Genomic DNA, 12559 nt, shown 5'->3' with positions numbered 1-12559 from the left:
CCCACCCACTAGGCAGGGAGCAGTGATGTTCACCGGAATCATTGAGGAAAAGGGCGAGGTCGTGGCCATCGAGAGATCGGGAGGCGGAGCCCTGCTGTCGGTGCGCGGGCCGCTCGTCACCTCCGACGCCCGGCATGGCGACTCCATCGCGGTCAACGGCGTGTGCCTCACGGTCGTGACGGCCGGGGACGACGTGTTCACCGTCGACGTGATCAGGGAGTCGCTCGACCGCAGCTCCCTGGGCGCGCTGATCGAGGGCTCCGCCGTCAACCTGGAGCGCTCCGTACGCGCCGACCAGCGCCTGGGCGGCCACATCGTGCAGGGTCACGTGGACGGCACCGCCACGCTGCTGTCCAGGGAGCCCGGTGAGAGCTGGGACGACGTGCGCTTCTCGCTGCCGGAGCCGCTCGCCCGGTACGTCGCGGAGAAGGGCTCGATCGCCATCGACGGAATCAGCCTGACGGTCACGACGGTTGACGACGAAAGCTTCGGCGTGAGCCTCATCCCGACCACGCTGAAGCTCACCACTCTGGGTGACCGCCAGGTGGGCGACATGGTGAACATCGAGGTCGACGTGATCGCCAAGTATGTGGAGAGGCTGGTGGCCAGGCAGTGAACTGGGCCAACGCCGGATTTGAGATATTCGGCACGCATGTGTTGTGGACCGACTTGGTGGGAAACATCGCCGCCCTGTCGACGGTCCTGCTCGCCATCCGCAAGTCGATGTGGACGTGGCCGGTCCAGTTCACCGGCTCGGTGTTGTTGTTCATCGCCTCCATCAACGCGCACATCACCGGCAACGCGCTCAAGCAGGCGATGTTCGCCGGCCTGGCGATCTACGGGTGGTGGGCCTGGCGGCGCGGCACCGAGAACGGCAGGCGGCTGGCCATCCGCCCGGCGGAGTGGTGGGAACGGCTCGTCCTGATCGGTTTCATGGTGCTGGGCACCTCCGCGGTCGGCCTGCTCTTCTATGCCACGGGCCTGTCGTGGGGCGCCACGGTGCCGCTGCCTGAGGGCGCCTTCCTGGTGGCGGCCGACGCCTACATCTTCGTCGGCAGCGCGATGGCCACCTGGGCCCAGGGCAGGGCGCTGGTGGACTTCTGGATCGTGTGGGTGGCCGTCGACCTGGTGGGGGTGCCGGTGGCGTTCTACTCGGGGCTGGTGGTCTCCGGATCCGTGTACGGCGTGTTCCTCGTGCTGGTCCTCGTCGGGTTCGTGCAGTGGCTGCGCGAATCCCGTACGATCCGGCTGGACGCCGACCGCGAGACCGCGGCGGTGGTGCAGTGAACGACATCAAGCTCGATCCCATCGAACGCGCCATCGAGGACATTCGCGCCGGCAAACCCGTCGTGGTCGTCGACGACGAGAGCCGGGAGAACGAAGGCGACCTCATCTTCGCCGCCGTCAAGGCCACGCCCGACCTGTGCACGTTCACGATCCGGCACACCAGCGGCATGATCTGCGTGGCCATGGAGGGCAAGGAGCTCGACCGGCTCGGCCTGCCCCTCATGGTCTTCCACAACACGGAGCGCATGCGCACGGCGTACACGATCACCGTGGACGCGCGCGACGGCGTCACCACGGGCATCTCCGCCGCCGACCGGGCCCAGACCATCCGCACGCTCGCCGACTCCGCCACCGAGCCCGACGAGCTCGTACGGCCCGGCCACATCTTCCCGCTGCGCTACCACGAGGGCGGCGTGCTGGCCAGGCGCGGCCACACCGAGGCGGCCGTCGACCTGGCCAGGGCGGCCGGGCTGTCGGCGGCGGGCGCGCTGGCGGAGGTCGTCAACGACGACGGCACCATGGCCAGGCTGCCCGAGCTGCGCCGCTTCGCCGACGAGCACGATCTGGCCCTGGTCTCGATCGAGCAGCTCGCCGACCACCGCCGCCGCGCCGAGAGCATGGTCACCAGGGTCGCCGAGACGCGGCTGCCCAACGCGCACGGCATGTGGCGGGCGTACGGCTACGCCAGCGCGCTCGACGGCGGCGAGCACGTGGCCCTCGTCTACGGCGACCTGACCGGCGGCGAGAACATCCTGGTCAGGGCCCACTCCGAATGCCTGACCGGTGACGTGTTCGGCTCGTTGCGCTGCGACTGCGGGGTCCAGCTCGACCATGCCATGGCGGCCATCGCGGAAGAGGGCCGCGGCGTGGTCGTCTACCTGCGCGGCCACGAGGGCAGGGGCATCGGCCTGCTGGCCAAGCTCAGGGCGTACAGCCTGCAGGACAACGGCAGCGACACCGTCGACGCCAACGTGGAGCTGGGGTTGCCGGTGGACGCACGCGAGTTCTCCAACGCGGCGCAGATCCTCGCCGACCTCGGGGTGAAGTCGGTGCGGCTGCTCACCAACAACCCGGCCAAGCTCAAGGGCATGGACGGCTACGGCATCAAGGTGCTCGGCCGCGAACCCATGCCGGTGGCCATGAACCCCCACAACGAGCGTTATCTCCTGGCCAAGCGCGACCGGCTCGGCCACGACATCGCCACGACATCGGGGAGGCGTCATGAGCGGTGAAGGACGGCCCGGGGCCGTGGCGCCGGACGCGTCCGGGCTGACGGTGGGGGTGGTGGCGGCGAGCTGGCACGCCACGATCACCGACCAGCTGGTGGCGCGGGCCGTGCAGGCGTGCGACGACAGCGGCGCCGTGGCGACGGTGGTGCGGGTGCCGGGTTCGCTGGAGATCCCGGTGGTGGCCCAGGCGCTGGCCCGCCGCTGCGACGCCGTCGTGGCGCTGGGCGCGGTCATCAAGGGCGAGACCGCCCATTTCGACTATGTCTGCGACTCGGTGACCTCGGGGCTGACCCGGATCTCGCTGGACGAGCGGACACCGGTCGGCAACGGCGTGCTCACCTGTGAGTCGCTCGACCAGGCTCTTGACCGTTCCGGCCTGCCGGGCAGCAAGGAGGACAAGGGATACGAGTCGGCCGTCGCCGCGCTCGAGACCGCCCTCCTGCTCCGGGACCTCCGTTAGCGTGCGGTAGGTTTCCTTCGTGTCACAGCCCACACCGCCCCTGCCCATCACCTGGCGTCCACGCCGGGCGAGGATCGTCGCCTACGGATTCGCCGTGCTGATCGTGCTGGGGGCGGTGGTCATGGCGGTGCTCATCGCCGCGCCGTTCAAGCTGCCCGACCGGGTGGCGATCGTGGCGTTCGGGTGCGCGGTGGCCTACGTGCTGCACCTGCTGGGGCGGGTGCGGGTGGAGGCCGACGAGGAGGGCATCACGATCGTCAACGCCGTCCGCACCCACCGCTACAGCTGGCCGGAGATCCTCGACATCACGCTCCTCGTGGGCGATCCGTGGCCGCGGATCGACTTCTCCGACGGACGCACGATCGGCGCCATGGGCATCCAGGGCTCGGAGAAGGCCCGCGCCCGACGGGCCACGGCCGAGCTCGAGGCCCTGATCCGCGAGCGCGGCGAGGCGCGCGAGGAATAGCCGGTCCGCCGTCCCTGCCGATGACGGGGCCGGCGACAGGGGCGGCGTAGCCTGAAAGCGTGCTACGGCGGACAATCAAGGCAATGGACATCACGTCGCCGGACAAGTTGATCGAGCTCCTCGACCGGCACGCCTACCTGGCCGACGAGGGGCTGGCCACGGCGGCCTTCCTCGCGCTGCGGATGGGGCGGCCGCTGTTCCTCGAAGGAGAGGCAGGCGTCGGGAAGACCGAGCTGGCCAAGGCCCTCGCGACGCTGCTGGAAGCGCCGCTCATCAGGCTCCAGTGCTACGAGGGGCTCGACGCGGCGCAGGCCCTGTACGACTGGGACTTCGCCCGCCAGCTCCTCCACCTCAAGGCCGCGGAGGCCGCCGGGATCACCGACGTGAGCCGGCTCGAAGGGGAGATCTACGACCGGCGGTTCCTGATCGCCAGGCCGCTGCTGAAGGCCGTGGAGACGCAGCCGAGCGTGCTGCTCGTGGACGAGATCGACCGGGCCGACGACGAGTTCGAGGCGTTCCTGCTCGAAGTGCTCTCTGACTTCACCATCTCCATCCCCGAACTGGGCACCGTCAGGGCCGCGACGCCGCCGGTGGTCGTGGTGACCTCCAACAGGACGCGCGAGGTGCACGACGCACTCAAGCGGCGCTGCCTCTACCACTGGCTGGAGCATCCGAGCTTCGACCGCGAGGTCGCCATCCTGCTGCGCCGCCTGCCCGGCTGCACCGAGACCCTGGCCCTGCAGGTGGCGCGGGCGGCCGAGCGGCTGCGCCACGCCGACCTCGTCAAACCGCCGGGCGTGGCCGAGACGCTCGACTGGGCGGAGGCGCTGCTGACGCTCGGCGCCAAGGAGCTCGACCCGGGCAAGGCCGCTGCCACGCTGGGCGCGGCGCTGAAATACCGCGAAGACGTCGCCGCCGTGCTCGGGAACGGGCTGCTCGCCCATGGATGAGCTGGCCGCCACCATGACGGGGTTCGCCAGGACGCTGCGCGCGGCCGGCGTCGCGGCCGACCACGAGCGCACCCAGAACCTGCTCAGGGCGCTCGGCCACCTCGACGTGACCGACCCGGGCGAGGTCTACTGGGCCGGACGGCTGACCCTGTGCGCCACGCCCGACGACCTGCCGCGATACGACCGGTGCTTCGCCGCCTACTTCGGCGGGCTGCGGGCGGGCGTCGCTCGTACGAGCACGGCCTCCGTCATCCGGCACCTCGCCGCGCAGGCAGAGACCGGCACGGACGACGGCGACGACGGGACGGCGGCGCCGGCCACCGCGAGCCGCGCGGAGGTGCTGCGGCACCGCGACGTGGCCCGGCTGACGGAGGCCGAACGGGCCGAGGTGCACCGGATGCTCTCCCTGCTGCGCGGCGGGCGGGCGCGGCGGCGTTCGCGCCGGTTCGAGAGCGCCCACCGGGGTGCGCTCGACCAGCGGCGCACCATCCGCGACGCGCTCAGGAAGGGCGACGTGGCCCGGCTCAGGCACCGCAGGCACACCACCAGGCCGCGTACGGTGGTGCTCTTCGTCGACGTCAGCGGCTCCATGGCCCCGTACGCCGAGACCCTGCTCCGCTTCGCCCACGCGCTGGTTAGAAGCGAGCCCAGGGCCACCCGGGTCTATTCCGTCGGCACCCGGCTGACTCCGATCACCGCCGAGTTGCGCCACCGCGACCCGGGCACGGCGCTGAACGAGGTGTCCACGACCATTCCCGACTGGAGCGGGGGGACCCGCCTGGGGGAGGAACTTCGCGAATACCTGGCCCGTTACAGCGCCAGAGGGACGATCGCGGTGATCGCCTCCGACGGGTGGGAGCGTGGTGACCCCCAACTGCTCGGCATCCAGATGGCCAGGCTGGCCAGGCAGGCGCACCGCGTGATCTGGGTCAACCCGCACAAGGGATACGCGGACTACCAGCCGCTCACCGGCGGCATGCGGGCCGCTCTGCCGCATCTCGACGACCTGGTGGCCGGGCACAGCCTGGCCGCCTACGAGCAACTCAGCGAAAGGCTCGCCCATGCGTGACGTGCTGCCGGAGATCATGGAGTGGTGGAGGTCCGGGCACCGGTTCGGGCTGGCGACGGTGGTCAGCACGTTCAGCAGCGCGCCGCGGCCGCCCGGCGCGGCCATGGCGGTGCGCGGCGAGGAGGTGGCCGGCAGCGTGTCCGGCGGCTGCGTCGAGGGCGCGGTGTTCGAGCTGGCCACCGAGACCGACCGGCCGGTCCTGCAGCGGTACGGCGTCAGCGACGACGACGCGTTCGCCGTCGGGCTCACCTGCGGCGGCATCATCGACGTCTTCGTCGAGCCCGTCTCGCCGGAGACGTTCCCCGAGCTGGAGGAGATCTCCGCGGCCGTGGAGCAGCGCCGGCCGGTCGCCGTGGCCACCATCGTCTCCGGCCCCGGCCAGGTCGGGGCCCGCCGGATCATCTGGCCTGACCGCTCGTCGGGCAGCCTCGGCCTGGAGCGTCTCGACGAGGCCGTGGACGACGACGCCCGCGGCATGCTCGCCCAGGGCCTGACCGGCATCAGGCACTACGGCGGCCAGGGGGAGCGCCGGCTGGACGACCTGGCGGTGTTCGTCCAGTCGTTCGCGCCGCCGCCGCGGATGCTGGTGTTCGGGGCCATCGACTTCGCCGCGGCCGTGGCCAGGGTGGGCAAGTTCCTCGGCTACCACGTCACGGTCTGCGACGCCCGGCCGATCTTCGCCACCGCCAAGCGGTTCCCCGACGCCGACGAGGTGGTGGTCAAGTGGCCGCACGACTACCTGGCCTCCGTGGAGGTGGACAAGCGCACGGTGATCTGCGTGCTCACCCACGACCCCAAGTTCGACGTGCCGCTGCTGGAGGTGGCGTTGCGCACCCGCGCCGGCTACGTGGGCGCCATGGGCTCGCGCCGCACCCACGACGACCGGCTCGTACGCCTGCGCGAGTCCGGTCTCACCGAGGACGAGCTGGCCCGGCTGCGCTCGCCCATCGGTCTCGACCTCGGCGCGCGCACCCCCGAGGAGACGGCCGTGTCCATCGCCGCCGAGCTGATCCAGCTGCGGTGGGGCGGCTCGGGCTCCCCGCTGTCCACCACGCGGGGCCGCATCCATCACGAGGGCCCATGAAGACCGGCGGGGTGGCGGGCCTGCTGCTGGCCGCCGGGCAGGGCTCCCGGCTGGGCACGCCGAAGGCGCTGGTGGAATATGACGGCGAGCGGCTGGTCGACCGGGGTGTGCGGCTGCTGGAGGAGGGCGGCTGCCATCCCGTCGTGGTGGTGCTCGGCGCGGCCACCGTGCAAGTGCGGGGCGCGGCGACCGTGCGCAATCCCGGCTGGGCGTCCGGCATGGGCTCGTCCCTGCGGGTGGGGCTGGTCGCGCTGCCAGGGGAGGCGGAGTCGGTGGTGGTCGCGCTGGTCGACCAGCCGCTGATCCGCCCGGGCGCGGTGCGCGCGCTGATCGCGTCCGGCGCGGGGCTGGCGGTGGCCACCTACGGTGGCCGGCGCAGGAATCCCGTGCTGATCGGCCGCGAGCACTTCGCCGGGGTGGCTGAGCTGGCCGAGGGCGACGTCGGCGCGCGGGCGTACATCAAGGCCCACCCCGAGCTGGTCACCGAGGTGCCGTGCGACGGCCACGGTGACCCCGCCGACATCGACACGCCGGAGGACCTGCACCTGCTAGAGGCGGAGTGACGCCACGGCCGCGCGGTGGTCGCTGCCGGTCGCGGGGGCCACGCCCGCCTTGGTGGCCGTCATACCTTTGTACAGGATGTGATCGGGCCTGGTGATGGGGAACTCCGACGGCCAGGTGAAGCCGAAGCCGTCGCCGGCCGTGGTCTGGGCGTCGGTCAGCGGCGGCGTGAGCCCGCGCATGCCCCGGTCGGTGGTGGCGGTGTTGAGGTCGCCGAGCAGCAGGATGCGCTTGCTGGAGTCGGCGTCGATGAGCCTGCGCGCCTGGGCGAGCGAGGCGTCGCGCGAGGTGGTGTGCCCGGGCCGGGCGGAGGCCAGGTGCATGACGTAGACGGTCACCTTGCCCTTGGGCGTGGAGACCACGGCGCGCAGCGCTCGCGGCCAGCCCATGCCGACGTCGAGAGGTCTGCTCTTGGTGATCGGGTAGCGGCTCCACAGGCCGACCGTGCTGACCGGATAGCGGTAGCGGAACATCTTGTTGAGCTGCTTGGCCGCGGGCCCGCCGCGGGTCAGCTCCTGGGCGGCGAGCAGGTCGAGGTCTTTGGCGACCTGCCGCACGGCCTCGCCGGAGGCGTTGTTGCGCACGCCGACGTTGATCGTGCCGACGGTCAGGTCGCTGGGGCCGCCCGGCGGCGTGCGCAGCAGCGTGGACCCGAACATCACCGCCCACACCATCCCGGGCACCAGCGCCGCGGCGGCGGCCGCCCTGGAACGTGCCATCGTGGCGGCCGCGAGCAGCACGGGAACGGACCAGCCCATCCAGGGCAGCAGGCTCTCCAGAACGGGTGTGAAACCCCCCAGCGCCGGGATCAGCCCATGCCCCGCCAGGGTCATGGCCACCGCGGCCGAGACGATGACGACGATCCGGCTCAGCATCTGATCCAGATTAGCGGCTCCCGCTCCGATCAGCTGACACGATAGCCTGTTCCCACTCGAACGGAACATCATTCGGTCAGCGGGAGCCCGGCATGCGCATCGGAATGGCACTCAAGTACTCGGGCGGCTTCAAGGAGTCGGTGGAAGAGCTGTCCGACTACGAGAAGGCGGGCCTGGACATCGTGTTCGTGGCCGAGGCCTACTCGTTCGACGCGGTCAGCCAGATGGGCTACATCGCGGCCAGGACCGAGCGGCTGGAGATCGCCTCCGGCATCCTGCCGATCTACTCCCGCACGCCGGCGCTGCTGGCCATGACCGCCGCGGGCCTCGACTACATCTCCGACGGGCGCTTCACGCTCGGCCTGGGCGCCTCGGGGCCGCAGGTGATCGAGGGCTTCCACGGGGTGCCGTACACCGCGCCGCTGGCGCGTACGCGGGAGGTCATCGAGATCTGTCGCAAGGTGTGGCGGCGCGAGCGCCTGGAGCACGACGGCAGGCACTACACGCTGCCCCTGCCGCCCGGCCAGGGAACGGGCCTGGGAAAGCCGCTGAAGCTGATCAACCATCCGGTACGCGCCCGCATCCCGATCGTGGTCGCCGCCATCGGCCCCAAGAACGTCGAGCTGACCGCCGAGCTGGCCGAGGGCTGGGAGCCGATCTTCTACTACCCCGAGAAGGCCGCGGACGTGTGGGGTCCTTCGCTGGTCGCGGGCAAGGACAGGCGCGACCCGGAGCTGGGCGAGCTGGACGTGATCGCGCAGGCGTCGCTGGCGATCGGCGACGACGTGGCGGGGCTGCTGGAGTTCGGCCGGCCGATGGCGGCGCTCTACATCGGCGGCATGGGCGCCAAGGGGAAGAACTTCTACAACGACCTGGCCAGGCGCTACGGCTACGAGAAGGAGGCCGAGCAGATCCAGGACCTCTACCTGGAGGGCCAGAAGGACGCCGCCGCCGCGCTGGTGCCCGCCGAGCTGCTGGAGAACATGTCGCTGATCGGCAGCGAGGGGTTCGTGCGCGACCGTGTGCGGGCGCTGAAGGACTCGGGCGTGACCACGCTCAACGTGACGCCGCTCGGCAGGACGCATGAGGAGCGCGTACGCCTCATCGAGACGATCAAGGAGATCGCCGAATAGTGGGCTAAATCACTCTTTTTGGGGAATATCCGTAAATACAGGGTAGTTAGTGCGCCTTGTGAGGTTTTCTGTCGTGTTCGTGCGCCTGGTCGGCCGACTGCACATCGACCTGTGCAGGACGCGCGGCTCTCTCTGTCTCTGATCGCTCCGTCTACGACCCTCCACCCCTGGGCGTGCCCCTCGGCATGCCGCGAAACCTCGGAGCTCCCCCGTGAAGAGATTCTCCTTCTCCCTGCAGTTGCTGCTCGGCCTCGTGGCCGGCGTCGCGCTCGGGTTCGTCGCCAGGATCTGGGACGTGGCCTGGCTCGCCGAGACGCTGACCCAGGTCGGCGCGATCTTCGTCCAACTGCTCAAGCTCGCCGTCCCGCCCCTGGTCTTCACCGCCGTGCTGGTCAGCGTGGCCAACCTGCGCAACGTCAGCGGTGCGGCCAGGCTCGCGTCCAAGACGCTGCTCTGGTTCCTCCTCACCGCGCTCGTGTCCGTGGCGTTCGCGATCGGGCTCGGCCTGATCATCAACCCCGGCCAGGGCGTCACCCTCGACACCGGAGCGGCCAAGGCGCCGGAGAGCTCCGGCAGCTGGCTCGACTTCGTCACCGGCGTCGTGCCGACGAACGTGGTCACCGCCTTCACCGAGGTGAACGTCCTCCAGATCGTCTTCCTGGGGGTCGTGCTCGGCGCGGCGGCCCTGGCCGTCGGAGAGAAGGCCGAGCCGTTCCTGAGCCTCAGCCGATCCGTGCTGGAGCTGGTGCAGAAGGCGCTGTGGTGGGTCATCCGCCTGGCCCCGCTCGGCACGGCGGGCCTGATCGGCAAGGCGGTCTCCACGTACGGCTGGGACCTGCTCGCGCCGCTCGCCAAGTTCAGCGTCGGCGTCTACGTCGGCTGCTTCATCGTGCTGCTGGCCGTCTACCCGACGCTGCTGGCGGTGTGGGGCAAGGTCAACCCGATCCAGTTCTTCCGCAACGCCTGGCCCGCGATCGAGCTGGCCTTCGTCTCGCGGTCCTCCGTCGGCACGCTGCCCCTGACCCAGCGGGTCACCATCGAGCGCAACGGCGTGGACGGCGGCTACGCCTCCTTCGCCGTGCCGTTCGGCGCCACGACCAAGATGGACGGCTGCGCCTCGGTCTACCCGGCCCTGGCGGCGATCTTCGTGGCCCAGGTGTTCGGCGTGCCGCTCGGGGTGGGCGACTACCTGCTGATCGCGTTCGTCTCGGTGGTCGGATCCGCCGCGACCGCCGGGCTGACCGGCGCGATCGTCATGCTGACGCTCACGCTCAGCACGCTGGGGCTGCCCCTCGAGGGCGTCGGCCTGCTGCTGGCGATCGACCCGATCCTCGACATGATCCGCACCGCGACCAACGTCACCGGCCAGATGGTGGTGCCGGTCCTGGTGGCGCGCTCGGAGGGCCGCCTCGACGAGGCCGTCTTCAACGCGCCGCCGCAGCCGCTCGACACCGCCGCGGGCCGCGCGCCGCGCGCACCGGAGCCGGCCACTGCCTGATCCACCTGGCCTGATCCACCTGGCCTGACCCACCTGGCGGGAAGCCACCGGCTTCCCGCCAGGCATGTCTTCCGCCCGCCGCGTCCGTGAGGGCCGTCCCCCCGTCATTCGTACGTCAGCAGATCGCCCGGCTGGCACCCGAGCGCCTGGCACAGCCGCGCCAGCGTGGAGAAACGGATCGCCTTCGCGTGGCCGTTCTTCAGGATGGACAGGTTGACCACGGTGATCTCCACGCGGTGCGACAGCTCGGTGAGCGTCAGGCCGCGCTCCTTGAGCAGCTCATCGAGCCGCACCCTGACGACCGGTTCGCCCATCAGATCGTGGCCTCGACCTCTTGGAGCAGGGCCAGGCCCCGCCGTACGATCTCCGACACGCCGAGCGCGGCGAAACCGGCGACGACGGCCCAGATCAGCGTGCCCGACGGGGGATAGAACGGATGGCTCTCGGTCAGCAGCTCGGCGGCCAGCGCGGCCTCCGCCACCATCCCGAGCGCGGCCGACGCGAGCGAACCCGCGATCAGGATCCAGCCGATCCCGCGCAGGTGATCGGCCGTCGTGGCGGAGAACAGCGCCCTGTCGCCCGACCTCGCCCTGCGCAGTGCCCGGACGAGCGTGAACAGCGCGAGCAGGCCCGTGGCCACTCCTGGCGCCCACATCAGCAGATAGAACAGGCCCGCGACCGGCGAGGCGTCCCGCGGGCGGACCATCGCCTCGGCGCTGACGCCGTCGATCGCGACTCCGGCCGGGGCGATGCCCGAGGTGGGCACGTCGAACACGCGGAGGGGGATGGAGATCCCTTTGGGCGCGCCGAAGAAGGCGATCGCCACGTTCGCGGCGAGTGCGGTCAGGGCGCCCAGGCAGCCGAGGACGAGGGCGAAGGTGAGCAAGGTCTCGAGCCGGGTGATCCATCTGGTTGGCATAACGATAAACGTAAATAACGATAGTCGTTACGTCAAGGCGGTGAGGAGCCTGCCGTCCGGGGCGATGGTGGGGCGGCGGAGGCCGTGTGGCTCTATGGTTGGTCGAAATACTGATGTTCAAGTTATTGGCGGGGATATGTCCGACGCGACGGAGCGCGCGCCGTCCTTGGTCGCTGACCGGTACCGGCTTGACGAGCGCATCGGCAGCGGGCCGATGGGCGAGGTGTGGCGGGGGTACGACACGCGGGCCGACTGGGTCGTGGCCGTCAAGGTCCTCGGTGCCAAGGCGGCGGGGCCTGCCACGAGAGAGGTGCTCAGGCAGCACGCGCAGGCCGTGGCGAGGGTCATCCATCCGAACGTGGCCATGGTGCTCGACGTCGGCGACGAGGACGGCGCGCCGTTCCTGGTGATGGAGTTCCTCACCGGGCTCAGCCTGGGCGAGGAACTGGCCGCGCGGGGCCCTCTGCCGATCGTGGAGGTCTGCGACCTGATCGGGCAGGCCGCGGCCGGGCTCGACGCCGCGCACCGGGCCGGCGTCGTGCACGGCCAGGTGGACCCGGACAGCTTCCGCCGGGCGGGGAGCGGGGTGCTCAAGGCCGTCGGGTTCGGGATGGACGGCAAGGAGCCGCCCGCCCGCGACCAGCGGTACGTCGCGCCCGAGCGGGTCGCCGGTCAGGCGGCCCAGGCTCCCGGTGATCTGTACGCGCTCGGTTCGGTCTGCTACGAGCTGCTCTGCGGCCACCCGCCCGCCGCCGCCCAGAACGTCGACGGCGGGCCCGCGTCCGGCGACCCGGCCGCCAACGGCACGCCTGGCGGCGCCGGCGCCTCCGGTGGTGCGGGGGCGCGCGGGGATGGGCTCGTGCCGCCCAGCGCGCACCGGCCGGAAGTGCCCGCCGAGCTGGACCGGCTGGTGCTGGCCATGCTCGCAGGGGACCCGGCGAAGCGGCCCGCCGGCGGCGAGTCGATCCGGCGGGCGCTGGCGGCCATCGCCAGGCCGCGCGCCAACCCGGCCGCCCCACCCATGAACC

Annotated in this window: 16 protein-coding genes; 13 read left to right on the top strand and 3 right to left on the bottom strand. The window is 71.1% G+C overall.

All coding sequences use genetic code 11. The annotated features are described in order from the left end of the window. Positions 1-25 precede the first annotated feature (25 nt). The 9 genes from E1294_RS47860 to E1294_RS47820 all read left to right on the top strand — a co-directional run bounded on the left by E1294_RS47860 (position 26) and on the right by E1294_RS47820 (position 7108). A complete protein-coding gene (locus E1294_RS47860; protein WP_132518782.1) occupies positions 26-616 on the top strand; it encodes a riboflavin synthase in 591 nt (196 codons plus the stop codon). Further along, positions 613-1287 (top strand): nicotinamide mononucleotide transporter family protein, encoded by a 675-nt coding sequence (locus E1294_RS47855; RefSeq protein WP_132518780.1) that lies wholly within the window; start codon positions 613-615, stop codon positions 1285-1287. Before E1294_RS47860 ends, E1294_RS47855 begins: the two co-directional genes overlap by 4 nt. After that, positions 1284-2519: a bifunctional 3,4-dihydroxy-2-butanone-4-phosphate synthase/GTP cyclohydrolase II gene (locus E1294_RS47850; RefSeq protein ID WP_132518778.1), complete on the top strand. Its 1236-nt coding sequence runs from the start codon at positions 1284-1286 to the stop codon at positions 2517-2519. The genes E1294_RS47855 and E1294_RS47850 overlap by 4 nt, the downstream gene beginning before the upstream one ends. Beyond that, positions 2509-2976: a 6,7-dimethyl-8-ribityllumazine synthase gene (ribH, locus tag E1294_RS47845; protein ID WP_132518776.1), complete on the top strand. Its 468-nt coding sequence runs from the start codon at positions 2509-2511 to the stop codon at positions 2974-2976. The genes E1294_RS47850 and ribH overlap by 11 nt, the downstream gene beginning before the upstream one ends. A 19-nt stretch (positions 2977-2995) precedes the next feature. Beyond that, positions 2996-3442, top strand: a complete 447-nt coding sequence (locus tag E1294_RS47840; protein WP_181958666.1) for a PH domain-containing protein — start codon at positions 2996-2998, stop codon at positions 3440-3442. 83 nt (positions 3443-3525) lie between these two features. Further along, positions 3526-4392 carry an AAA family ATPase gene (locus E1294_RS47835; RefSeq protein WP_132518774.1) on the top strand — a complete coding sequence of 289 codons (867 nt, stop codon included), beginning with the start codon at positions 3526-3528 and terminating at the stop codon, positions 4390-4392. Beyond that, positions 4385-5461, top strand: coding sequence for a vWA domain-containing protein (locus tag E1294_RS47830; protein WP_132518772.1), 1077 nt, complete (start codon positions 4385-4387; stop codon positions 5459-5461). Before E1294_RS47835 ends, E1294_RS47830 begins: the two co-directional genes overlap by 8 nt. After that, a complete protein-coding gene (locus E1294_RS47825) occupies positions 5454-6545 on the top strand; it encodes an XdhC family protein (protein ID WP_132518770.1) in 1092 nt (363 codons plus the stop codon). Before E1294_RS47830 ends, E1294_RS47825 begins: the two co-directional genes overlap by 8 nt. After that, on the top strand, positions 6542-7108 hold the full coding sequence (locus E1294_RS47820; protein ID WP_132518768.1) for a nucleotidyltransferase family protein: 567 nt from the start codon (positions 6542-6544) through the stop codon (positions 7106-7108). The genes E1294_RS47825 and E1294_RS47820 overlap by 4 nt, the downstream gene beginning before the upstream one ends. Here E1294_RS47820 and E1294_RS47815 read toward each other — a convergent pair. Beyond that, entirely contained in the window at positions 7094-7981 is an 888-nt protein-coding gene (locus E1294_RS47815; RefSeq protein ID WP_132518766.1) for an endonuclease/exonuclease/phosphatase family protein, read from the bottom strand. The two genes, E1294_RS47820 and E1294_RS47815, sit on opposite strands and share 15 nt — an antisense overlap. 92 nt (positions 7982-8073) lie before the next feature. On the opposite strand from E1294_RS47815, the gene E1294_RS47810 reads away from it, so the two are divergent. The 3 genes from E1294_RS47810 (at position 8074) to E1294_RS47805 (ending at position 10612) form a co-directional block, all read left to right on the top strand. Continuing rightward, entirely contained in the window at positions 8074-9114 is a 1041-nt protein-coding gene (locus tag E1294_RS47810; protein WP_132518764.1) for an LLM class F420-dependent oxidoreductase, read from the top strand. A gap of 49 nt (positions 9115-9163) precedes the next feature. Next, a complete protein-coding gene (locus tag E1294_RS58640) occupies positions 9164-9256 on the top strand; it encodes a putative leader peptide (protein ID WP_425465277.1) in 93 nt (30 codons plus the stop codon). 69 nt (positions 9257-9325) lie between these two features. Continuing rightward, positions 9326-10612: a dicarboxylate/amino acid:cation symporter gene (locus E1294_RS47805; protein ID WP_132518762.1), complete on the top strand. Its 1287-nt coding sequence runs from the start codon at positions 9326-9328 to the stop codon at positions 10610-10612. A gap of 104 nt (positions 10613-10716) precedes the next feature. On the opposite strand, the gene E1294_RS47800 is transcribed toward E1294_RS47805, so the two are convergent. Together E1294_RS47800 and E1294_RS47795 are read right to left on the bottom strand one after the other, a co-directional pair. Further along, positions 10717-10926, bottom strand: a complete 210-nt coding sequence (locus E1294_RS47800; RefSeq protein ID WP_132518760.1) for a helix-turn-helix domain-containing protein — start codon at positions 10924-10926, stop codon at positions 10717-10719. After that, positions 10926-11531 (bottom strand): DUF2975 domain-containing protein, encoded by a 606-nt coding sequence (locus tag E1294_RS47795; RefSeq protein ID WP_132518758.1) that lies wholly within the window; start codon positions 11529-11531, stop codon positions 10926-10928. Before E1294_RS47795 ends, E1294_RS47800 begins: the two co-directional genes overlap by 1 nt. Before the next feature lie 136 nt (positions 11532-11667). Here E1294_RS47795 and E1294_RS47790 point away from each other — a divergent pair. Beyond that, positions 11668-12559, top strand: an 892-nt coding sequence (locus E1294_RS47790; protein WP_220448364.1) for a serine/threonine-protein kinase, incomplete at its 3' end; no start/stop codon positions are given.

It is taken from the genome of Nonomuraea diastatica (assembly GCF_004349015.1).
In the GTDB taxonomy this organism is placed as follows: Bacteria; Actinomycetota; Actinomycetes; order Streptosporangiales; family Streptosporangiaceae; genus Nonomuraea; species Nonomuraea diastatica.
Note: the sequence above shows the minus strand (reverse complement) of the source record. Positions and strands in the feature narration are given on the sequence as shown.